Annotated in this window: 15 protein-coding genes and 1 pseudogene; 12 read left to right on the top strand and 4 right to left on the bottom strand. The window is 70.9% G+C overall.

Translation table 11 applies throughout. From position 1 onward, the window contains the following. The first annotated feature begins 253 nt into the window (after positions 1–253). The 8 genes and pseudogenes from HUT12_RS15955 (at position 254) to HUT12_RS15920 (ending at position 7,794) form a co-directional block, all read left to right on the top strand. The gene (locus tag HUT12_RS15955) at positions 254–907 is read left to right on the top strand and encodes a class I SAM-dependent methyltransferase (RefSeq protein ID WP_176093875.1); all 654 of its coding nucleotides are present in this window, start codon (positions 254–256) and stop codon (positions 905–907) included. Positions 908–1,506: 599 nt separating this feature from the next. After that, positions 1,507–2,484, top strand: a pseudogene (locus HUT12_RS15950) (AAA family ATPase); the annotation flags it as partial. Continuing rightward, the gene (locus HUT12_RS15945) at positions 2,481–3,464 is read left to right on the top strand and encodes a DUF58 domain-containing protein (protein ID WP_176093874.1); all 984 of its coding nucleotides are present in this window, start codon (positions 2,481–2,483) and stop codon (positions 3,462–3,464) included. The pseudogene HUT12_RS15950 and the gene HUT12_RS15945, both read left to right, overlap by 4 nt. Then, entirely contained in the window at positions 3,461–4,411 is a 951-nt protein-coding gene (locus tag HUT12_RS15940) for a VWA domain-containing protein (protein WP_131057837.1), read from the top strand. The genes HUT12_RS15945 and HUT12_RS15940 overlap by 4 nt, the downstream gene beginning before the upstream one ends. Positions 4,412–4,431: 20 nt before the next feature. Next, positions 4,432–5,367, top strand: a complete 936-nt coding sequence (locus HUT12_RS15935) for a S1C family serine protease (RefSeq protein ID WP_176093873.1) — start codon at positions 4,432–4,434, stop codon at positions 5,365–5,367. A gap of 7 nt (positions 5,368–5,374) precedes the next feature. Beyond that, complete coding sequence (locus tag HUT12_RS15930; protein WP_176093872.1) at positions 5,375–6,070, top strand: response regulator transcription factor; 696 nt, start codon at positions 5,375–5,377, stop codon at positions 6,068–6,070. 13 nt (positions 6,071–6,083) lie between these two features. Next, complete coding sequence (locus HUT12_RS15925; RefSeq protein WP_176093871.1) at positions 6,084–7,289, top strand: HAMP domain-containing sensor histidine kinase; 1,206 nt, start codon at positions 6,084–6,086, stop codon at positions 7,287–7,289. 205 nt (positions 7,290–7,494) lie between these two features. Next, complete coding sequence (locus HUT12_RS15920) at positions 7,495–7,794, top strand: BON domain-containing protein (RefSeq protein ID WP_131057253.1); 300 nt, start codon at positions 7,495–7,497, stop codon at positions 7,792–7,794. A gap of 309 nt (positions 7,795–8,103) precedes the next feature. Here HUT12_RS15920 and HUT12_RS15915 read toward each other — a convergent pair whose 3' ends face one another. Beyond that, complete coding sequence (locus tag HUT12_RS15915) at positions 8,104–8,661, bottom strand: STAS domain-containing protein (RefSeq protein WP_131055733.1); 558 nt, start codon at positions 8,659–8,661, stop codon at positions 8,104–8,106. Positions 8,662–8,872: 211 nt separating this feature from the next. On the opposite strand from HUT12_RS15915, the gene HUT12_RS15910 reads away from it, so the two are divergent. The 4 genes from HUT12_RS15910 (at position 8,873) to HUT12_RS15895 (ending at position 13,471) form a co-directional block, all read left to right on the top strand. Next, a complete protein-coding gene (locus HUT12_RS15910; protein ID WP_176093870.1) occupies positions 8,873–9,979 on the top strand; it encodes an L-dopachrome tautomerase-related protein in 1,107 nt (368 codons plus the stop codon). A gap of 94 nt (positions 9,980–10,073) precedes the next feature. Continuing rightward, complete coding sequence (locus HUT12_RS15905; RefSeq protein ID WP_176093869.1) at positions 10,074–10,244, top strand: hypothetical protein; 171 nt, start codon at positions 10,074–10,076, stop codon at positions 10,242–10,244. 186 nt (positions 10,245–10,430) lie between these two features. Beyond that, positions 10,431–11,759: a PHB depolymerase family esterase gene (locus HUT12_RS15900; protein WP_176093868.1), complete on the top strand. Its 1,329-nt coding sequence runs from the start codon at positions 10,431–10,433 to the stop codon at positions 11,757–11,759. 110 nt (positions 11,760–11,869) lie between these two features. Next, positions 11,870–13,471 carry an RICIN domain-containing protein gene (locus HUT12_RS15895; RefSeq protein ID WP_176093867.1) on the top strand — a complete coding sequence of 534 codons (1,602 nt, stop codon included), beginning with the start codon at positions 11,870–11,872 and terminating at the stop codon, positions 13,469–13,471. 106 nt (positions 13,472–13,577) lie between these two features. On the opposite strand, the gene HUT12_RS15890 is transcribed toward HUT12_RS15895, so the two are convergent. From HUT12_RS15890 to HUT12_RS15880, 3 genes are all read right to left on the bottom strand, one after another. Beyond that, positions 13,578–14,813 carry an endo-1,4-beta-xylanase gene (locus HUT12_RS15890; RefSeq protein WP_254876841.1) on the bottom strand — a complete coding sequence of 412 codons (1,236 nt, stop codon included), beginning with the start codon at positions 14,811–14,813 and terminating at the stop codon, positions 13,578–13,580. 24 nt (positions 14,814–14,837) lie between these two features. Next, on the bottom strand, positions 14,838–18,038 hold the full coding sequence (locus tag HUT12_RS15885; RefSeq protein ID WP_176095806.1) for a family 43 glycosylhydrolase: 3,201 nt from the start codon (positions 18,036–18,038) through the stop codon (positions 14,838–14,840). A gap of 63 nt (positions 18,039–18,101) precedes the next feature. Further along, positions 18,102–22,838 carry an Ig-like domain-containing protein gene (locus HUT12_RS15880; RefSeq protein ID WP_254876840.1) on the bottom strand — a complete coding sequence of 1,579 codons (4,737 nt, stop codon included), beginning with the start codon at positions 22,836–22,838 and terminating at the stop codon, positions 18,102–18,104. Between the last annotated feature and the right edge of the window lie 12 nt (positions 22,839–22,850).

Genomic DNA, 22,850 nt, shown 5'->3' with positions numbered 1-22,850 from the left:
TGGACGTATTTGGACAAGCCGTCGACCACAGCTCCATGATCGGCGGGGCGATGGGCGGGACCGCGGCGGGGCGTGCACTTGGTCAGGTGGGGGTGTGGGGGATCAGGCCTACGGTGGTGGCCAGTCGGGCCACGTCGGCGGGGGCGGGGGTGCGCTGGATGATCTCGGCGAGGAGGGTACGGGCGACGGGGCGACTGCGGACCTCGGCGGGTGCGCGACGGATCTCATCGTTCGTTGCTGATTGAATGCCATCGTGACCAAGGACTGGCTCCGGTGGCATCAGGATTACGACACCCCGAACTCGTCACTGGCACGCAGGCTGCACATCGTCCAGCGTGACCTTCGGCGGGCTCTGGCCGAAGCACCTCGCGATGAACGAGGCACCCGGCGGCTGATCAGCATCTGCGCTGGTGATGGGCGCGACGTGCTGCCGGTACTTGCCGAACATGACGGCGGACGCACAGTCGAGGCGCTACTCATCGAACGTGACCCGACATTGTCACAGCGCGCCCGTGCCGCGGCCATCGGTCTCGGCCTGCCCGGGATCGAAGTGCGAACCGCAGACGCTGGTGCGACGGATACCTACGTGGACGTCCAGCCCGCGCACCTACTCCTCTCGTGCGGCGTGTTCGGCAACATCACGTTCTACGACGTACGCCGGACCATCGCCATGTTGCACACCCTTGTCGTCGCCGATGGCATTGTGATTTGGACCCGAGGACGCGCCGACGACGGTCAGGACCCCAGCCACGACGTCCGCACCTGCTTTGCCGAGCACGGCTTCAGCGAAATGTCCTTCACCAGCCCCGCCAATGCCCGATTCCGGGTCGGCATGCACCGGCTCACCGCCCGCCCCGCTGCTGTTCCGCCGATGCCGCCCGCCACACAGATGTTCAGCTTTGTCTGACTGCCAGCGTCTCCTTGGCCGCCTGACGACCACTCGCGCGCTGGGATCAAGGTCGTGCTCGATCCTGGATCGAGTGGTTATCGGGGCGCTGGGATGCCACTCGATCCAGGATCGAGCGTGATCTTGACGGGGGTGAGCCACCCGCTCATCTGGTGAATCAGTTCGCGACCGGAGACGGCGTACATCTGTGGGTATTAGCCCTGTCGAGCTGAACCGTTTGTGCTGTCGCGCAAGGGCATCGCCGTGCGCGACGGCTAGCCGTCCCACGAAGCGATCCGTCTGCGCCATCAGCTCGATAGCGCCCGCACACCCCACTCCACCTGCCCAGACGCTCTGTGCACCACACCACCGCGTCCACATGGCACCCCACCACTCGCCGAATCCGGTCCATCGGCCTGGCGGTGCCCGGCCTTCACGGTCGTCGTTCGGTTGGCTTTCGGGGGGCTCTGGCCCAATGGGTCAGGAGCGGGTACCCGGCCTCCCCCGCAGGTCGGGTACCCGCGTCCCTGACGCGACCGAGGAGCGAGTGCGTGACGACGACCGACATCCGCGAATTCGACGTCATCGGCGAGCACGCCGGGGCGGCCCGACTGTTGGAACAGACCCTGTTCGAGGTGAAGCGGGTCATCGTCGGCCAGGACCGGCTGGTGGAGCGGCTGTTGACCGCACTGTTGGCCCGGGGGCACTGCCTGTTGGAGGGCGTACCCGGGGTGGCGAAGACGCTCGCCGCCGAGACCCTGGCCACGGCGGTGGGTGGCAGCTTCGCCCGGATCCAGTTCACCCCGGACCTGGTGCCGTCGGACATCCTCGGCACCCGGATCTATCGCCCGTCGACGGAGAGCTTCGACGTGGAACTGGGACCGGTGATGGCCAACCTGGTGCTCGCCGACGAGATCAACCGGGCTCCGGCGAAGGTGCAGTCGGCGCTGCTGGAGGTGATGGCCGAGGGGCACGTGTCGCTCGGTGGGCGGACCTATCCGGTGCCGACTCCGTTCCTGGTGCTGGCCACCCAGAACCCGATCGAGTCCGAGGGGGTGTACCAGCTCCCGGAGGCGCAGCGGGACCGGTTCCTGATGAAGGTGGTGGTCGACTACCCGACCGACGACGAGGAGCTGGGCATCCTCTATCGGATGGGCACCAGCACGCCGGCCGCCCGGCCGGTGCTGGACCCGGCCCGGCTCGCGGCGCTCCAGGCCCGGGCGCGGGAGGTGTTCGTCCATCATGCGTTGGCCGAGTACGTCGTCCGCCTGGTGCTGGCCACCCGGGACCCGCGCCGCTTCGGGTTGGCCGACGTGGCGGACCAGCTCGCGTACGGTGCCAGCCCCCGGGCCACGCTCGGCCTGGTCGCCGCGGCACGGGCGCTGGCCCTGCTGCGGGGCCGCGACTACGTCCTTCCCGCCGACGTGCGGGAGATCGCCGCCGACGTGCTGACCCACCGGCTGGTGCTCAGCTTCGACGCGGTCGCCGACGACGTGGACGCCGGTGAGCTGGTGCGGCGGATCGTGGAGGCGGTGCCGCCGCCGCAGATCGCCCCCGCGCAGGAGCAACAGGGGCCGGGCCTGGGGGCGGCGGCGTGAACGCGCACACGACAAGTGTCGGGCGGCTCGCGCCGCAGCGTCGGTTGCGCCGGCTGGAGTTGACGATCAACCGCCGCCTGGACGGGCTGCTGCACGGCCAGCACCTGGGGCTGCTGCCCGGTCCGGGCAGCGAGCCGGCGGGCAGCCGCGAGTACCGGGCCGGTGAGGACGAGGTCCGGCGGATGGACTGGTCGGTGACGGCGCGTACCGCCGTGCCGCACGTGCGGACCGTGGACGCGGACCGGGAGCTGACCACCTGGACGCTCGTGGACGCCACGCCCAGCATGGACTTCGGCACCGCCGAGTTGGAGAAGCGGGAACTGGCGGTGGCGGCCGTGGCCGCCGTCGGGTTCCTCACCGCCGGCACCGGCAACCGGCTCGGCGCGCATCTGCTCGGTGACGCCGGGGTACGCCGCTTCCCCGCCCGCACCGGACGCCACCACCTGATCAATCTGCTGCGGACGTTGATGGAGGTGCCCCGGGGGCGGCCCGCCACCCAGCCGGTGCCGCTGGCCGACGCGATCGACGGGCTGCGCCGTTCCGCCGGTCAGCGCGGTCTCGCCGTGGTGGTCTCCGACTTCCTCGACGGCCTGCCCGACGAGGGGATGGGCGGCGCGGACGGGCCGCCGCCGGACTGGGAGCGACCGCTGCGGCGGCTGGCCGCCCGGCACCAGGTGCTCGCGGTCGAGGTCCGCGACCCGCGCGAGCTGGAACTGCCCGACGTCGGCCTGATCACGCTCGTCGACCCGGAGAGCGGCCAGCGGCGCGAGGTGTCCACCGGCAGCCGCGAGCTGCGGGAGCGGTACGCGGCAGCCGCCGCCGCCCAGCGCCTGGCGGTGAACCGGGCGTTGCGGCGGGCCGGTGCGTCACACCTGCCGCTGAGCACCGACCGGGACTGGATCGCCGACATCGTCCGCCACGTCCACGCCCAACGACGGCTCGCCCGAGCCACCCGACCGGCTGGAGGGAGAAACGCGTGAGTTGGGAGTCCCCGGAAAGGTTGTGGCTGCTCGCCGGGGTGGTCGCGCTGGTCGTCGGCTACCTGGTGATGCAGCGGCGACGCAGCCGGTACGCGGTGCGGTTCACCAACCTGCGGCTGCTGGACAAGGTCGCGCCGGCCCGCCCGGCGTGGCGGCGACACGTGCCCGCCGGTCTGTTCATCGCCATGTTGGCGCTGCTGGTGGTCGGGTTCGCCCGGCCCACCGACGAGGTGCGCGTACCCCGTGAACGGGCCACCGTGATGGTCGCGGTGGACGTGTCCCGGTCCATGCTCGCCGACGACGTACCGCCGGATCGGTTGGTCGCGGCCAAGGACGCGGCCCGGGAGTTCGTCGCGGACCTGCCGGAGGAGTTCAACGTGGGGTTGGTGGCGTTCGCGGGCAGCGCCTCGGTGATGGTGCCGCCGACCGGTGACCGGGAGGTGATGGCGGCCGGCATCGACCGGCTCGACGAGGGCGTCACGGGCGTGCAGGGCACCGCGATCGGCGACGCCATCGACGCCTCGCTGGAGTCGATCCGCACGCTTGACGCGCAGGCGGTCGACGAGCCGCCGCCGGCCCGGGTGGTGATCCTCTCCGACGGGGCCAACACCACCGGGCGCAACCCGACCTCGGCGGCGGGCGACGCGGTGGAGGCCGGGGTACCGGTCGACACCATCTCGTTCGGCACGCTCGACGGCCAGATCGGCGCGGGACAGCGCGTCCCGGTCGACGGGGAGACCCTGCGGGTCGTGTCGGAGCAGTCCGGGGGCGGCTACTACGAGGCGGGCAGCAGCGCCGAACTTCGCGAGGCGTACGCCGACATCGGCTCGTCGGTGGGCTACCGGATGGAGCGGCAGGACGTGTCGGCCCGGTTCATCGGTGGCGGGCTGGTGTTCGCGCTGCTGGCCGCGGCGGCGTCGATGCTCTGGTTCTCCCGCCTGCCGTGACGACTTCGAAGGGACAGTTCATGACGAGCACGATTCCGGGCCTCGGTGAGCCGCGCGGGCCGCGGTTCGTCTCCCCGAACCTGCATGGCGATGCCGCCACGGCGGGCGTACCGGGAGTCGCGTCGGCGCCGCCGGTCGTACCCGCCGTGCCGGGTGGGCCGGTCGGGCCGGACACGCCGCCGGACGTCTCCCCCGGCGGCGGCCCGTCCCGGTGGCCCCGGTTGTTGCTGGTCGGGTTGACGCTGGTGGCGGTCTCGGCGGGCGCCGGTGGCGTGGCCGGTCACCTCGCCGCCCGCGACGATATGCCGGAGGCGGCGGAGGCCGCCGCGCCGCCGCTCACCCTCGGGCCCGGGGGTGACCTGGTGGCCGCCGCCGACCGGGTGCTGGCCGGGGTGGTGTCGGTGCAGACCTCGTCCGGCGGGCGCGGTGCCTCCGGTTCCGGTTTCCTGATCGACGGTCGGGGGCATGTGGTCACCAACGACCACGTGGTGGCCCGGGGCGGCACGATCCAGGTGGTCGGTCAGGACGGCCGTCGGCTGACCGCGCGGTTGGTCGGCCGTGACCCGGGTACGGACATCGCCGTGCTACGTGTCGATCCGGGCAACGGGCTGCGCCCCCTGCCGCTCGCCCCCACCGGGCAGACTCGGGTGGGCGAACCGGTGCTGGCCGTCGGTTCGCCGCTGGGGCTCTCCGGCACGGTGACCGCCGGGATCGTCAGCGCGCTGGACCGCCCGGTCCGGCTCGGTGGTGGCAGCACCCGGCAGCCGGCGGTGCAGACCGACGCGTCCATCAACCCCGGCAATTCGGGCGGGCCGTTGGTCAACGGGCGGGGCGAGGTGGTCGGGGTCAACACCGCCATCGCCACACTGGAGGGAGGCGGCAACATCGGGATCGGCTTCGCGGTCCCGATCGACCGCGCGTCGCAGGTGGCGCAGAGGCTGATCGCGAGAGGGTGACGGACAGATGCGGCTGCTCGTGGTGGAGGACGAGGAGGACCTGGCCGGCGCGTTGCGGCTCGGGCTGGTCCGCGCCGGTTACGCCGTCGACGTCGCGGTGGACGCGGCGCAGGCGTACGAGCTGCTGCTGGTCAACGCGTACGACCTGATGCTGTTGGACGTCAACCTGCCCGACGAGGACGGCTTCGCGGTGTGCCGGGCGATCCGCTCCGGCGCGGTCGAGGTCGCCGGTGGGCGGGACCTGCGCGTGTTGATGCTCACCGCCCGTGGCGCGCTCGGCGACCGGGTACGCGGGCTCGACGAGGGCGCGGACGACTACCTGGTGAAGCCGTTCGCCCTCGTCGAGCTGTTGGCGCGGGTGCGGGCCCTGTTGCGGCGGGACACCGGCGGCACCGGGGTGGTGCTGACCGTGGGGGCGTTGAGCCTGGACGTGGCGCGGCAGGAGGCCCGTCGGGGCGTACGGGAACTCCAGCTCACCCGCAAGGAGTTCGGGGTGCTGGAGTACCTGATGACGCATCCTGGCCGGGTGGTGCCCGCCGAGGAGCTGCTGGAGCACGTCTGGGACGCCAACGCCGACCCGTTCACCGAGACGGTCCGGGTCACCGTGGGTACGCTGCGGCGCAAACTCACCGGCACCGACACCGAGCCACCGATCGAGACGGTGATCGGGCGCGGCTACCGGTTGCGAGAGGTGGCGACGTGAGCGAGGTGGCGACGTGAGGCTGTTCCGGTCGATCCGGTTCCGGTTGACGGTGCTCTACTCGACGCTGTTGTTCGCGCTGGCCGGGGCGGGGCTGGCGGTGGCGTACGTGGCGGTGGACCGGGCGGTCGACCCGAAGCCGATCTCCAAACGGTACGAGGCGCAGCTCTACAAGCAGAAGGCCGACGGCCGGACGGTGGCCACCGGCACCACCATCGAGGTGGCCGAGGTGCAGCAGATAGAGGACGAGGTCAATCTGCGACTGTTGCAGACCGTCCGGGACTACTCGCTGATCGCGCTCGGTGGACTCTTCGTGGCGAGTCTCGGCATCGGGTGGGTGCTGTCGGGGCGGGCGTTGCGTCCGGTGGGCGCGATCGCGCGTACCGCCCGGGACATCCAGGCCACCGACCTGTCCCGCCGGATCCGGCTGGCCGGTCCCCGCGACGAGCTGCGGGATCTCGGCGACACCATCGACTCGATGCTGGATCGGCTGGACCACGCCTTCCACGCCCAACGTCAGCTCATCGACGACGCCTCACACGAGTTGCGCAGTCCGTTGGCGATCATCCGGGCGAACCTGGACGCCTCGCTGAACTCGCCGGAGGCCACCGAGCCGGAACGGACGGCGGCGGTGGCGACGATCGACCGGGCCACCACCCGGATGTCGCGGCTGGTGGAGGACCTGCTGGCCACCGCGCGCCGGGACGCCGACGCGATGGCCGACACCGACGTCGACCTGAGCGCGGTGGCGCGCGAGGCGGGCGAGGACTTCGCCCCGCTGGCCGCCGGGCGCGGGCTGCGGCTGCGGTACGCGCTCGGCAACGACCTGGGGCTCATCGGCGACCCGGACGCCCTGCGTCGGGCGGCGGGCAACCTGCTCTCCAACGCGGTACGCCTCTCCCCGCTGGGCGGAGCCGTCCAGGTGGCGACCGGGCGTGCGGGCGGCTGGTTGTGGCTGGCGGTGGCGGACGAGGGACCGGGTATCGCCGAGGACGACCAGCGCCGGGTCTTCGACCGGTTCTGGCGCGGCGAGACCGGGCGGGGCGAGCCGGGTGATCGGCGTACCGGACTCGGGCTGGCGATCGTGCGGCAGATCGTGGAGTCGCACGGCGGGCAGGCCGCGGTCTTCTCCCGGCCCGGAACGGGCAGCGTCTTCGTGTTGTGGTTGCCCGCCGCGGACCGGGCCGACGACACGCCGCCGCCGGTCACCTCACCGCTCTGACCTGGCCTTCCGCCGCACAGCCGCCGCTCCGGGAGAGGCCCGACCGTCGGGCGCGGGCACCGGTCGGCAGCGGGCACCGGCAGGATCTGTCATGCAAATGTCATCCAACCGTGCGGTCCACTCCAAGGTCGTTGCGCAGTGTGGTGGTCGATCGGGACGGCGCCTCGCGTCGCCGGCGTCGACGACGAAGGAGACCGCTGTGGTGATGCCGTGGCCCTGGCCGATGCCGGACGACCACTCCTTCCGCGCGCTCTGGGACGAACCGCAGCATCACGACGAGGACGTCCGACTGGCCGCCCTGGTCGCCCAGCGGCTGAGCGCCGACTGGACCACCCGGCGGCAGCAGATCACCGTGATGGTGCAGAACAGCGTGGTGATCCTCACCGGGTTGGTCGGCAGCGCGGAGACCCGCCGCGCCGCCAGCGAGCTGGCCTGGGACGTCGAGGGTGTGCTGGACGTCTGCAACGCCCTGCGGCTGGCCAATACCAGGCGCAGCCGCCACTGAGCTCCGGCTCGCCCGTACCGCCAGGCACCGGTTGGTACGGGCGGGCCGGATCGGTTCGAGTCGCCTATCCCCGGCCGGGTCCCGCGGCCGGTCCGATCCCGGGCCCCTCCCCCAGGGCCCGGGATCGGGCGACACGATCACCCCGGCCCCGTTCTGACCGCCCCGCCCTCGCTCCCGAGACGGAGTCGAGGGCGGCGTCCGTTCCGGCCACCAGGGGGCCAGCGAATTCCGGCGGTCAGCGGGCCGGATCGGTGGTGGCGTCGGCCGGCGGCCGGCGGGCCTCAGGTGGCCTGCGGAGCCGGCCGGCGGTCAGCGGGCCGGGTCGGTGGCGTCGAGGCGGGCCAGCGCGTCGGCGCGGGTCTCGACGAGCGGGAACACCTCGTCCAGGCGGGTGACCCGCAGTACCTGACGGATCAGCGGCGATCTCGCCGCGACACAGAGCGTCGCGCCACGCTCGGCGACGCGGTGGTGGGCCCGGACGAGCAGGCCCAACGCGGTCGAGTCGATCAGGTCGGTGCGGCCGAGGTCGACCACCACGTGGCCGCCCATGTCGGTCGCGTGCCGCAACGCCAACTCCAGGGCGTCGCCGGTGTCGAGGTCGACGTCACCGGCGATGGTCACCACGGTCACGCCGTCGAGGTGCTCGATGCCGGTGACGCCTCCCGGTACGCCGTCGGGGGCCGGGCCGAGTCGGGTGCAGTGGGCGCATCGGTGCGGGCCGTCGGCGAGCGGGGAGCCGCTCCACCCGTGCTCGGAGAGCAGCGTCCACACCACCTCGCCGCCCGAGGGCGCACCCGACCCGGTGACGATGTCACCGCAGTTGTCGCAGGTCAGGGTGACCAGGTGGTCGTCCAGTGCAACGGCCATAGCGCGCTCCTTTCCACGTCAGAGGGGGTCGGCCCCACCCTGCCGCCGGCAGGTGGCGGGTACCGCGCGGACGCATGACGGTTGCGTGACGAATGGATTTCCGGCCGACGGCGGGTCGGATGGCTGACGCGAGGTGTCGAACCGCCTGACCGATTTGCAATGATTGATACAGAGAGATCAACCGATGCCGGTATCTTCCGGGAGGTCGCAGATGCGCAACGGAATACCCACCGACGAGCCGGTCGGCAAGCTGGACGTGGTGCACCGCTTCCGCGGCCCGATGCCGACCGGGGTCACCGTCTCGCACCGGGGACGAATCTTCGTCAACTTTCCCCGCTGGGGCGACGAGGTGCCCGCGACCGTGGTCGAGCTGCGACGCGGACGCGAGGTGCCCTATCCCGACCGGGCGTGGAACACCCCGTCCGGCAACGACGACGCCTCGGCCTTCGTGTCCGTGCAGAGCGTCGTCGTCGACCCCGCCGACCGGCTCTGGGTGCTCGACACCGGCAGCCCGATGTTCCAACTGACCGAGCCGGGCGGGCCGAAACTGGTCCGGATCGACCTGCGTACCGACACCGTCGCCCAGGTGATCACGTTCCCGCCCGACGTGGCACTGCCCACCTCGTACCTCAACGACGTCCGCTTCGACCTGCGGCGCGGCGAGGCGGGCCTGGCGTACCTCACCGACTCGGCCGACGGGGCGCCGAACGCGCTGATCGTGGTCGACCTGGCCAGCGGCGAGTCCTGGCGGCGGCTCAACGACCATCCGTCGACCAAGGCCGCGCCGCTGGCGGACTTCCGCCCGGTGGTCGAGGGCCGCCCGTTCCTGGTCCGGCCGCCGGACGGCCCGCCCCAACCGGTGGGCGTCGGCGCGGACGGCATCGCCATCTCCGCCGACGGGGCCCGGCTCTACTACTGCGCCCTCGCCACCCGCCGCTGGTACAGCGTCGCCACCGACGCGCTGGCCGACCGGACCCTGACCGACGCGGCGGTGGCGGCGACCGTGATGGACGAGGGCGACAAGGGCGGCGGCGCCGACGGGCTGGAGTCCGACGACGCCGGACGCCTCTACCTGACCAACTACGAACACAACGCCGTGCTGCGCCGACGACCCGACGGCGAGTACGAGACCGTGGTGCACGACGCACGGCTGCTCTGGCCGGACACGCTCAGCGTGGCCACCGACCGGCACCTGTACGTGATCGCCAACCAGGTGCACCGGCAGCCGCCGTTCAACCGGGGACGGGACCTGCGACGCAAGCCGTACGCACTGTTCCGGACCCGGATCGACGCCGGTCCGGTGCTGTTGCGGCCCTGACCCCGTTCGGGTGGTCGGCGGCATCGCCGCACCTGGCGTGCCGTCGGCCGCCCGTAGCGTCGGGGAGCAACGCCCACGAGCGGAGGAGAGGGTCGTGACCGAGCCGGAGGAAGAACGCGAGAAGACCGCGAAGACCGACCAGGTGCTCTTCTCCCCCGACGGCGATCCGCACCACGACCCGGCGCAGGCACCGCAACCCGACGTGCACCTGCCGTCGCTCTTCTCCCACGACGGCGAGACCGACGTGGTCGACGACGAGCAGTGAGCACGGGCACCCCGGTCAGGCGGCGCTGACAGTCCCGCGCCAGCCGGGACGGGTCGTGCGTCTTGCCAGCCGCCGCCCTGCCGACTGATAATCATCGATGTTCCTGAGCCGGACGACCACGGGCACCGGGCAGCCCTCGATCGGAACACCGCCCTGTCCGCACCCCCGTCCGGAGGACACGTCCCGATGAGAACGGCGATCAGACTGTGGTGCGCCGCCCTGGCGGCCATCGCGTTGACGGCGCTGGCCGCGCTGTCGGTCCCGACACCCGCTTCGGCAGCGACACTGACCGAGGTCACCAACTTCGGCACCAACCCGAGCAACCTGCGCATGTACCTCTACGTGCCCGACCGGGTCGCGCCCCGGCCGGGGCTGCTGGTCGCGGTGCACTACTGCACCGGAAGCGGACCGGCCCTGCACTCCGGCACCCAGTTCGCGGCACTGGCCGACCGGTACGGCTACATCGTCGTCTACCCGTCGGTGACCCGCAGCAGCCAGTGCTTCGACGTCTCCTCGCCGCAGGCACTGCGCCGGGGTGGCGGCAGCGATCCGGTGGGCATCATGTCGATGGTGGACCACGTCCGGCAGCGCTACCCGGTCGACCCGGCACGGATCTTCGTCACCGGCGTCTCGTCCGGCGCGATGATGACCAATGTGCTGCTCGGGGTCTACCCGGACGTGTTCGCCGCCGGGGCGGCGTTCGCGGGCGTACCGTTCGGCTGCTTCGCCACCACCAACGGCTCGGAGTGGAACAGCGAGTGCGCCAACGGGCAGGTGACGCGTACCCCGCAGCAGTGGGGTGACCTGGTCCGCGCCGCGTACCCGGGCTACACCGGAGCACGACCGCGCATGCAGATCTGGCACGGCACCAACGACGACATCCTGCGGTATCCGAACTTCGGCGAGCAGGTCAAGCAGTGGACGAACGTGCACGGGGTGAGCCAGACCCCGACGACGACCGACAGTCCGCAGGCCGGCTACACCCGGACTCGGTACGGGGGCAGCGGCGGCACCGCGCCGGTCGAGGCGATCAGCATGCAGGGGGTGTCGCACAACCTGCCGGTCGACGCCGCCGGCGCGCTGCGGTTCTTCGGTCTGGACAGCACGCCGCCGACCACCACCCCGACGCCGACGATCACCCCCACCACCCCGCCGCCGACCCCGACCGTGCCGCCCAGCCCGACCGTGCCGCCGGGCGCGGGTTGCCGGGTGGGGTACACGGTCAACGCCTGGAACACCGGGCTGACCGCCTCGGTGACGATCACCAACACCGGCCCGACCACGGTCAACGGCTGGAGCCTGGCCTTCACGCTGCCCGGTGGTCAGAGCATCACCGGCGGCTGGAACGCCACCTACGCCCCGACCTCAGGCGCGGTGACCGCCCGTAACGCCGCCTACAACGGCACCATCGCGCCCAACGCCTCGGTGACCATCGGCTTCCAGGCCACCCACGGCGGCAACACCGCCGCACCGTCGGCCTTCACCCTCAACACCACGCCCTGCGCGATCGCCTGACCCGGACCGGCGTACCCCTCGCCACCCGGCGGCGCCCGCGCGGTTCACGGCCGCGCGGGCGTCGCCACGCCCTAGCCAACCACCACCGATCCCCACACCGGAGGAACCGCATGCTGCTCAGGACAACGAAGGGACGACCACGCCTCGGCCTGGTGGTCGTCGCCGCGCTGGTGCTCCTCGGCACCGCCGAGACGGTCACCGCGCCGGCCGCACGGGCCGCCACCGTCGACCCCAACGCCACGTACGTGTTCGTCAACCGGCACAGCGGCAAGGCGATGGACGTGTGGAACTGGTCCACCGCCGACAACGCCCCGGTCAACCAGTTCACCCGCAACGACGCGGCGGTGCAGCAGTGGCGCTTCGTCGACGTGGGCAACGGCTACTACCAGATCCGCTCCGTGCACAGCGGCAAGGTCCTCGAACTGCCCAACGCCAACGACGGCGTCCAACTCGTGCAGAACGCGCCGGTCAGCGGCAACAACCGGCAGCACTTCCGGTTGGCCGACTCCGACAGCGGTTACGTCCGCTTCGTCAACCGACACTCCAACAAGGCGCTCGACGTGTGGGAGTGGTCCACCGCGGACGGCGGCATGATCTCGCAGTACCAGGACGTCGGCGGCACCAACCAGCAGTGGCAGTTGGCCGTCCTGGGCGGCTCCAGCGGCTGCGGCAGCGGCGCGTTCCAGGCGGAGGCCGTCCTGAACGGCGGCACCTGGACCGCCCGTAACGGCGGCAGCACGGTCTACACCGGCACCGACATGCGCGCCGCCGTCCAGGCGGCGGTGAACAGCCTCAGCGCCGGCCGGACCAGCAAGCAGCGGGTCGTGGTCCGGGGCTCCGGAACGATCAGCGCCGGGTCCCGCATCTCGCTGCCCAGCTACACCACGATCGACGTGTGCGGCACCATCAACGTCACCGGGTCCGGCACCGGCGACCAGGCCCCGATCTACTCCCGCGGCACCACCCAGGTCGAGGTGCAGAACCTCAGCGTCACCGGCGCCCCGTTGTACGGCATCTTCATGCGCAACGTCACCAACGTGATCCTCGGGCAGATCGACATGCGGCTCTCCGGCGGTCTGGGCGTCCGCATCGACAACCGGGGCGACACCAGCCAGTGGTCACGCAACATCCGCATCGACAACGTGTACGTCTCCGGCGCCCGGGCACACGCGGTCGAGACGTACGGGGTGGACGGGCTGACCATCGGCACGGTGACCGCCCGCAACGTCGGCGAGTCGGGCCTGCTGCTCAACGAGACCATCAACGCCACGGTGACCACCGTGGACGCGGAGAACGCCGGCACGGGTACCGGTTACGCCGCCTTCCGGGTCGCCAACCGCGCGGGTCGGATCGGCTCGTCGTACCCGATCAACATCCGGGTCGGTACGGTCCGCGCGCGCGGCGGCGGCCGGGGCGTCTTCTGCGTCTCGGAGTCCGGCGGCACGGCGATCAACCGGGTGGACATCGCCAACACCGGCAACAACGCCGTCCTGATCGAGAACTGCACCGGCGTGGACATCGCGGCGGGCGGCGGCACCATCAGCGGTGGCGGGGAGGTCCGCCTGGCGGCCCGTGCCGAGTTCCCCGGCAACCGGGACATCACCCTGCGGAACTTCACGCTGGCCAACAACCGGATCGTGGAGAACCCCTGTGCCACCAACCTGACCATCAGCAACGTCACGCTCTCCAACGCGAGCATCAGCCGCTGCTGACCCCCGCACACCGCGCCCGGCGCGCCGGGTGCGGTGTGCGGAGTGCAGTGTTAGCAAGGGCCCCCTGCTATGCACGAGGCGTTAGCAGGGGGCCCTTCCTTTCATCTCAGCTGGCGGTGCAGGTGGGGGTGGCGGTCGGGCCGGTCCCGTTGCCCTGGAAGCCGAACTCGGTGGTGGTACCCGCGTTGACGGTTCCGTTGTAGCTGACGTTGCGGAAGGTCACGTTGCCGCTGGTGCCGCTGCCCTGGGCGTTCCAGGTGTTGGTCACCGTGCTGCCGCCGGGCAGCGCCACCGTCACCGACCAGCCGTTGAGGCTGCTGGAGCCGGCGGTGACCCGCACTGTGGCGACGAACCCGCCGGTCCAGGAGTTCAGCGACACGGTCGCGGTGCAGCCGGATCCGCCGGGCGGCGGGGTGGTCGGCGGCGGGGTCGTGGGCGGCGTGGTGGTCGGCGGCGTGGTGGTGGGCGGCGGGGTGGTGCCCGCGTTCAGGGCCTCCAGCGTCGAGTTGTACGCGGCCTTCTTGTTGCCGCTGCCGTCGAAGAGCAGCGGGGTGCCGTAGGAGCGCCACGAGTCGGTGTCCCGGATGCCCCACACCGTGATGCCGGTGCAGCGGGCGACCGCGAGGCAGTCGTTGACCACACTGCGGTAGGTGTTGGCCTGCGAGGTGCCGGAGCCCTCGATGTCCAGCTCGGTGATCTGCACGTCCACGCCGAGCGCGGCGAAGCTGGACAGCGTGGTGCGGTAGTTGCTGTTGTACGCCGACTGGGCGTTGAAGTGCGACTGGAACCCGACGCAGTCGATCGGTACGCCCCGGTTCTTGAAGTCCTGGACCATCCGGTAGACGGCCTGGGTCTTGGCCCAGTTCCAGTTGTCGGTGTTGTAGTCGTTGTAGCAGAGCTTCGCGCCCGGGTCCGCCGCCCGGGCGGCCCGGAACGCCGCCTCGATCCAGTCGTTACCGGTGCGCTGCAGGTTCGAGTCGCGCCGGGCGCCACTGTCACCGTCGGCGAACGCCTCGTTCACCACGTCCCAGGAATGGATCTTGCCCCGGTAGTAGGTCGCGACGCGCGTGACGTGGTTGAGCATGGCGTTACGCAACTGGGTGCCGGACATGTTCTGCATCCAGCCCGGCTGCTGCGAGTGCCAGGCCAGCGTGTGGCCACGACCCGCGATCGACATCGCCAACACACCCGGCTCCACCAACTCCTCGATCTCCACCGTGACCGTCACGTCACCGCTGTCACCCGGATCGGCCGACACCGGCGCGGCCATCGCCACCGACCCGACCAGCAACGCCCCGGCGGCACCCGCCGCCAGCAACCGCTTCCGATTCCCTGTGTTCATGCGACTCTCCGTTGTCTCTCGTGGTTACTGGGCTTGACGGGGGTCGGCGGCGCAGTTCGCGCCGGGATGGTCCTGGGTGACCACGGTCGTCACGTCCGTGCCGTCGACCGTGCCGGTGGCCCGGACCGTCGCGCTGCCGGACGGCACCGACGCGGCACGGGTGGTGAACTGCTGGAACGCGCTCGCACCCGGCGCCAAGGCCGACACCGACCGCTGCCCGTACGCGCTCTCCAGCACCACGTCCACCGCAGCGTCGTGGTCGTTACGCGCCTGCACCGCCACGTACGCCTTCCCGGCCACACACCGCGCCTGCACGGTGACCGTCACCGGCACCTCGGGCCGGACGCCCGGGTCGTCGGCGAACACCCGCCACTCGGTGACGGCGACCGCCGAGTAGGTGGTGCCGTTGCCGTTGGCCTGGATGGTGGCCCGCACCCTCGACGTGGTCACCGGGTCGAAGGAGACGGTGTTGAACGCGGTGGTGCTGGTGCCGTACGGCGACGCGCCGGTCACGTCACGCCAGGTCGAGGTGGTCGCGTCCCAGTACTGCAGCACCCACCCGTCGGGCTGGGCGACACCGTCGCCGGTGCCCCGGTTGGAATCCCGCCAGAACTTCAGCTCGGTGCCGGTGATCCGCACCGGGCGGTTCCACTCGTACTGGATCCACTGGGTGGCCGGGCGGGTGCCCGACCAGGTGCCCCAGATCTGCGCCTGACCCGGGTTGGTCGGGTCGGCACCGTCGTTGAGCGCGGTGAGACTGTTCCAGCTCGCCGTGAACGAGGCGGTCGGCGTGCCGATCGGCCCGATGTTGCCGGTGAGCGGCCCGGACAGGTCGGCCGGGATGGCGACCGTCCGGGCGGTCTCCAGGTTCCCGGCCACGTCGACCGCCCGGTACGCCAGCGTGTGCCGGTTCGCGTCGGGTGCCGGGACCGCACCGTCGTACGTGGTCCAGGCGCCCGTGCCGATGGCGTACTCGATCCGGGCGACGCCGGAGGTGGCGTCGGTCGCGGCGAGCGTGACCGCCCGCGTGGTGCTGTTCACGGTGGCGGTGCTGACCGGTGCGGTGGCGTCGACGCGTACCTCCAGGGAGGCCGGGTCGGAGACGTTGCCGGCGCGGTCGGTGGCGGTCGCGGTGACCGTGTGCCGGCCGTCCCCAGAGACGGTGACGTCGACCGACCGGACGTCGGTGGTCTCGACCGGCGTGTCCGAGCCGACCCGCGTGGAGATGGTCATCCGGCCACCCCGGTCGTCGACACCGGCGGCCCGCACGCGCACCGTGGAGCGGAACCAGCCGTCGCTGCCGGCGCTGCCGCTGGGCGTGAGCGTCACCGTCGGCGACGTCACGTCTCCCTCGGTGTCGTCCGGTGAGATGACGGTGACCTGCGCGGAGACGCGATCGGCGGCGTAGCCGAGCACGGTCCCACCGATGGTGAACGTCCGGGGCTCGGCGACGTCCGCGGACGCCACCTCGTCCCAGTAGACCGGCACCCGCAGCGTCTGCGCGCCGAACGACACCGGCAGCGTGTCCGGCAGGTCGGTCTCGCCGACCTCCACGGTCATCGCCGGTGCGCTGACCGACTCCGGCTGCGCGGCGAGGACCTTCCACTCCTCGACCGCCACCCCGGAGTACGTGCTGCCGTTGGTCGACGCCTCGAACACCGCGCGGACCTGGGTGGTGGTCACCGGGTCGAAGGTGGTGTTCTGGAAACCCTGCGTTCCGGTCGGGAAACCGCTCGGGTTGGGCACGTCGGCCCACTGCCCGGCCTCCAGGTTCCAGTACTGCATACGCCAGCGGGCGGGCGCGGCGACTCCGACGCCGGTGCCCTGCGGCTGGTCGTTCCAGAAGTCGATCTGCGAACCGGAGATCCGCATCGGCTGGTCCCAGGTGTACTGCACCCACTGCTGCGGCGGATTGTTGCCGGTCCAGGTGCCCCACATGTCCGGCGGCAGCGGGTTCGACCGGACGATCTCGTCGTTGAGTGCCTTCACCCAGTACTGCACCGGTACCGGCTCGTTGGAGACGGTGACCCGGGCCTCCTGGGCGATGTTCGGCCGGGGCGTGAGGTCACGTCCCGTGGCCGGGGTCGGCGTCACGAGCTTCATCCGGGGCGGCGTCAGCGAGTCGTCCCACTCGACCGGGTCGATCGCCACCGAGCGCCGGAAGTGACCGCCGCCCACGGCGTCGGCGGTGTGGTACGCCAGGTACCAGGTGCCGTTGAACTCCAGGACACCCGGATGGCTGGTGGTCGAGGAGACCGGCCGCAGGAAGGTTCCCCGGTAGGTCCACGGTCCCTCCGGCGACGCGGCGGTGCCGTAGGCGAGACAGGCGTGGTAGTTCGCCGGGGTGCACTGCGAGGTCGGGCCGGCGTTGTTGCCGGCGTACGCCATGTAGTAGGTGCCGTTACGCGTGAAGATCCAGGCGCCCTCGAAGAAGCCGGTCAGGCCGGTGACGGTGCGCGGGGTGCCGATCGGGGTCTTCATGTCCTGCTGGAGTTCGAGCATCCGCAGTTGGCTGAAGGAGCCCCACCAGATGTAGACGCGCTGGTTCGGGGCCTCGCCGTCGACCAGGATCGTCGGGTCGATGTTGTGGATGGTGTTCGGCGTGGGCACCCGCTGGGAGATGATCGGGCCGCCCGCGTGGTCGGTCCACGGGCCGGTCGGGCTCTCCGACACGGCCACCCCGATCGCGAACCGGTCCGACGCGGTGCTGGTGCGTTCGTGGATCGGGACGTACCAGTAGTAGCGTCCGTCGACGCCCTGGACGACCTGGCCGGCGTACGCACGGCCGGGGGTGGCCCAGGCGAAGACGGCCTCCGGGCGCATCAGCGACGGGTAGTGGGTCCACTCCCCCGCCTCGACGTCGGCGGTCCGGAAGGCGCCCCACTCGTTCATGATGAAGTCGTTGGTGGACGGCCCGGCCTGGTCGTGGCCGGTGTAGACGTAGAGCTGGTCGGCGTCGGTGTCGTTGCCGGGGGCACCGGCGCGGACGACCATCGGGGCCGGGTCGGCGGAGTAGTAGCTGCCGTCGCCGAGGATCGGGTTGACCGTGGTGGTGAAGGTGTACGACGGGGGCTCGGCGGCGTGTGCCGGACCGGCGACGCCGGTCAGACCGCCGGCGACGAGCCCGACGGACGCGGCCACGGCGATCGCTATGCGCCATCGGCGCGACGGCCGGGTGGAGGGTGGGGCGGCGCCGCGTCCCACGGTGGTGTTCACGGTGTCGATCTCCTCACTCGTGCGCGGGGGTGGTGGCGGCGCCCCAGGCCGGGCGCCGCCACCACGAGGGGGTCAGCCGCAGGTGAGCGCGCCGAACGGCGCCTCGAACTCGACGGTCACCGGCTCGCCGTCGACGGTGCCGGTGGCCTTCACCGTCGCGGTCCCGGCCTGCACCGAGGTGGCGCGGGTGTTGAACGCCTGGAAGGCGGACTTCCCGGACGCCACGTCGGCGACCGTCCGCGAGCCGTATGCCGTGATCAGCTCGATGCGCAGCGGCACTTCCCCGGCGTTGTGGGCGTTGACGGAGACGTAGACGTTCCTGCCGGTGCAGCGCGTGCTGGCCTGCACCTCCACGTCCCAGACCGGGGTCTGGGGCGGGTCGCCGACGGTGAGGGTCAGCGTGGTCCGGGTCGCCCCGGCCTGGCTGACGTACGGGGGCAGGATCAGGTCACCGATGATCGTGTAACGGCCGGGGGTGTTGACGATGCGCTCGTCGAAGTCCCAGTCGACACCGATGGCCTGGTTGTCCCGCGACCCGTCGTTGTAGGAGACCTCCACCTTGTCCGGCAGGAACGGCAGCTCGCCCACCTCGACGGACTGTGCGAAGGTCTCGGCGCCCTGGATCGAGATACCGCCGGTGGACATCTCCGGCCGTACGTAGATCCGCGCCTCGGCGATCAGCCCGTACGCGTCGTTCGTGCCGTAGACCACGAACGGGTCGACGTTCGGCTCGGCGACCTGCTCGGGCGTGATCTCCTGCCAGTTGAACGCGACCTGGCCGCGCTCGCCGCTGGCGTAGACGGCGTCCAGCGTGCTCGGCAGTGTCGGCACGTCACCGACACCGGTGCGGATGAGCACCGGGGACCGCACCGAGTCGACCGTCTCGCCGTTGGCCCGCCAGCGCAGCACGCCGGTGCCGGCACCGCTGCCCTGCACGCCCCAGATGCGGATGCGAAGGTAGCTGGTGGTGATCGGCGTGAACTCGAAGCTGTTGAACCGGTTGGTCGCCAGCCCACCGGCGTACGTGCTGCCCTCGGCCAACGTCACCGGCGTCCAGGTGGTGCCGTTCTCCGAGGTCTCGATGGCGTACGTGCCGGCGTTCGGACGGCGGGTGCCGCCGTTGTCGTCGTACCAGTAGATGTCGGTCGAGGAGAGTCGCACCGGCGCGCTCCAGCGGTACTGGATCCACGCCTCCCGTGCGGTGCTGGTGCCGTTCTGCGGTTGGCCCCAGTTGCCCCAGCCGCTGCCGGCACCCGGGTTGGAGTTGGTCGGCGTGGTGGGCTCGTTGACCCGCGAGTGGTTCTCCCACGATGCCGTGCCACTGGTGCTGATCGTGGCCGAGGCACCGAACTCCGCGGTGACCTCGCGCTCGGCCAGCGTGACCGACACGTTCGCCGTCGACCGCTTCTCGCCGTCGTCGGCCCAGAACCGGAACACGTAGTCACCGGCGACGGTGCCGGTGACCCGGGTGGTCAGCGCCCGCGCGTCGGCGAAGATGACGCCCGCGCCCTGCGGCGTGGAGACGGTCTCCCAGCCGAAGGTCAGCTCGCTGTCGTACGGGATGCCGTCGTCGGCGGCCGTGGCGACGAGCCGGGTGGAGAGGTTTCCGTCCGCCGAGCCGTCCCGGTTGGCGGTGACCTGTGGCGCCTGGTTGGTCACGTCCGGCACGTCCCGCCCCGACTCGAACACCTGGATCTCGCTGATCGCGGTGAAGTGGGTCGGGTTGTTGGTGAAGGTGACCCGGAGCTTGTCGGTGGTGACGGTGTCGAACAGCGCCTCGTTGAACTTGGCCGAGGGCACGACCGGGTTCTTGAACTGGTCCGGCACCTCCTTCCAACCGCCGTTGCCGTCGGGCACCTGTACCCACCAGCGTGCCGGCTCGCGGTAGCCACCGGCCTGCCGGTCGCTGACGAAGAAGACCTTGACGTTGTCGAGGCTCTTGGCCGCGCCCAGGTCCAGCTCGATGTAGCCGTTGCGCTCGGTGGTGCCGTAGTTGCCCCAGTAGGGTTCGTTGGCGGTGATCCCGTCGGTGACGGCCGCCAGCGAGACCGGACGCTCGGTCTCGGAGATGGCGCCGGGCGTGTAGTTCATCGAGGTGGTGCTCCAGCCGGGCGTGTGGAACTGCCGCCACGGCGTGGGCCGCACACCCTGCTGGGTGTACGAGGAGCTGAGCTGGGCGCCCTGCGCCAGGTTCGGCGCCTGCTCGGTGAGGTCGATACCGGCCGTCTTGAGGTAGCCGACGACGCGGTCGTCGGAGATCGGGGTGTCCACCGCGCTCGGGAAGTCGGCCCCGGTGGTGGCGGTGAAGGTGACGGTCACGCCCTCCTCGGCCTGCACCTGGTTGGTGTTCGGGTCGTAGGTGACCTTGCCGAGCTTGTCGGTGGTGACCTTCTTCTCGCCGTTGAGGAAGAGGCTGTAGCCGGCGCCCAGGCCGTACTTGCTGCCGTCCGGGTCCCAGACGATGGTGACGTCCTGACCGTGGTACCGCAGGTTGTTGACCATGAAGTGCTCGTAGCCGAACTGGATCGGCCACAACTCGATCTTGTCATCGGAACGCGGCTGGATGCCGCCCATGTCCTCGATGAAGATGTAGTTCATGTTGCCGAGCATGATGTGGTTCTGGTTGTTGCGGTTGTAGGAGCGCGTCGTCGGGTTCCAGTTGGAGTAGTACTCCGCCTGGTTCGCGACCCGCATGTCGGCGTTCGGGTAGATGCTCCACGCCATCCAGTCCAGCAGCCGCTTGGCGTACTCCGGGGTGATGTACTTCTGCTCCGGGTCGTAGTGGCGCAGCGCCGACCGCACACCGCGGTACTGCACGGTGAAGTTGATGTTCGAGAAGTTGTTCGAACCGCCGATCCCGTACGCCGACCGGTCGTACTGGTTGGCGGTGTAGAACGGGAAGATCGGGAAGTTGTCGCCGTAGGTCAGGAACCGGAACCCGTCGACGTACTTCTCCCACTGGTCGGTCGGGATCAGGTTCTCGGCGTAGATGTCGTAGAGGTTCGTCTCCTTGGCCGGGATCAGGTTCCGGGCCGAGGCGGGCAGCGGGTTGGCCCGCCCGTTCGCGGTCGCCGCGCTGCTCGCGCCGTGCGACGTGCCGGACAGGAACATCCGCATGTCCGGGCTCCAGAGCCGGGTCAGGATCGCGTCCCGGATCTCGTCGGCGCTGGCCCCCATCGCGTCGACCTTGGCCTGGTCGGCGTCGGAGAGCTGGTAGAGCTGCCGGGCCGCGTCGAACGCGCCCCACACGTACGCCGACTCCGGGCGCTCGATCGTCCGCGCACCCGGTGCCCCGGTGTTCACCTTCGGGAAGCCGAACGTGATCGCGTCGGCGTCGTTGCCCGGCATGTAGTTGGTGTCGTACGCGATCAGCTTGTCGTCGTTGCCGTCGTAGTGCTCCAGCTGACCGACGCCGTCACCCTCGAAGTACTGGGCGAACTTGCGGGCGACCTGCTTGCCGCCGCCGTGCACCTGGTACGCCTCGAGCCCGGCCGTGCCGAGGTACTGCGAGTAGTGGTTGTTCCAGCTCGTGTGCCCCGGGCTGTCCAGGAAGGCCGACGAGCCGGACAGCTCACCGATGTTCAGGATCTGGCCGTACCCCAGATAGGGCGTCCGCAGCCACTTGGTGTCCTGGAGGTGCATCGGTTGGGTCAGCGCGACCGAGTTCTGATAGAGGTTCACCCCCTCGATCGTCGTGGGGTACTGGTAGACGTGGCCGGAGGCGTTGGCGTCGAGCGAGTTGTAGCGCTCGCCCCACCAGCGGTACACGATGGCCTTCTCCATCGCCGCGTCCGGGACGTTGATGTACGGCACGTCCTGGGCCCACTGGCGGTGGAAGGCGGTGATGCCGGTCCGCACGGCCACACTCGGCGACAGGCCGGCGTACTCCTGGTAGCTCTCCACCGTCTCGGGCAGCGTGGCCGAGGAGACCGCGCCCACCACGGACAGCGACAGCGAGCCACCGGCCGGGACGGTGATCTCGCGGTCCAGGTTGCTGCCGGTACGCGTGAAGCCGGAGCCGGTGAGGTCCACCCGGACGGAGTCCCACGGGGTGTCGACGAGCCCGTTGTTCGAGCCGCTGGTGATGGTGCGGGTGCCGGTGAGCGCGCTGTCGCCCGCAGCCTGGGTGGCCAGCGGCGACGCGGCCCGGACGGTGAAGGTCGCCGCCGAGCCGCCCGGGTTGGTGAACTCGATGGCGGTGACCGCCACGTTGTCGTAGGTGATGAACTTCGTCAGGTCGGCGCGGACCCCGGTGGAGCCGATGGTGTAGCGGCTCCGGGCGTGGCTCGGTGCGTTGAACCGGTTGGCGTTGACCTCGGACACGGTCTGGCCGGGCACCGTGACGGTGTAGAGGTTGCCGAGGTTGTTGGGGCCGCCGACGAACGTGTTGCCGGCGAAGCCCATCACGGTGAAGTTGTTGTTGCTGGCGCCGCGCATGTAGAGGGTGCGCCCTCGGGTCATCAGCACCGCTGACCCGAGCGTGCCGCTCACTCCGAGGATGCGGTCGAGGTAGTAGTCGGTGCCGCCGGCGGCGAGGTCGGCGTCGAAGACGGACTGGTGCATGTTGCCGGCGGTGAACGGTACGCCCGGCCGGAGCTGGTTCACGACGTCGCCGACGTTGCTGTAGGTCGGGTCGCCGATGTCCATGACGTGGTTCTGACCGTTGGTGTGGACCCCGACGTCGCCCTCGTTACCGGGCAGGATCGGGCCGGCCGCGTGGGCCGGGGACGATACGGCTACCGTCCCCGACACCACGAGCGCGGCAAGGGCGCCCCAGAGGGGCACCCTCCGCACGCGTCTGCGGATCATCTTCTTCCTCCT

The organism is Verrucosispora sp. NA02020, from assembly GCF_013364215.1.
Taxonomy (GTDB): domain Bacteria; phylum Actinomycetota; class Actinomycetes; order Mycobacteriales; family Micromonosporaceae; genus Micromonospora.
This window is presented reverse-complemented; position numbering and strand designations above follow the sequence as displayed.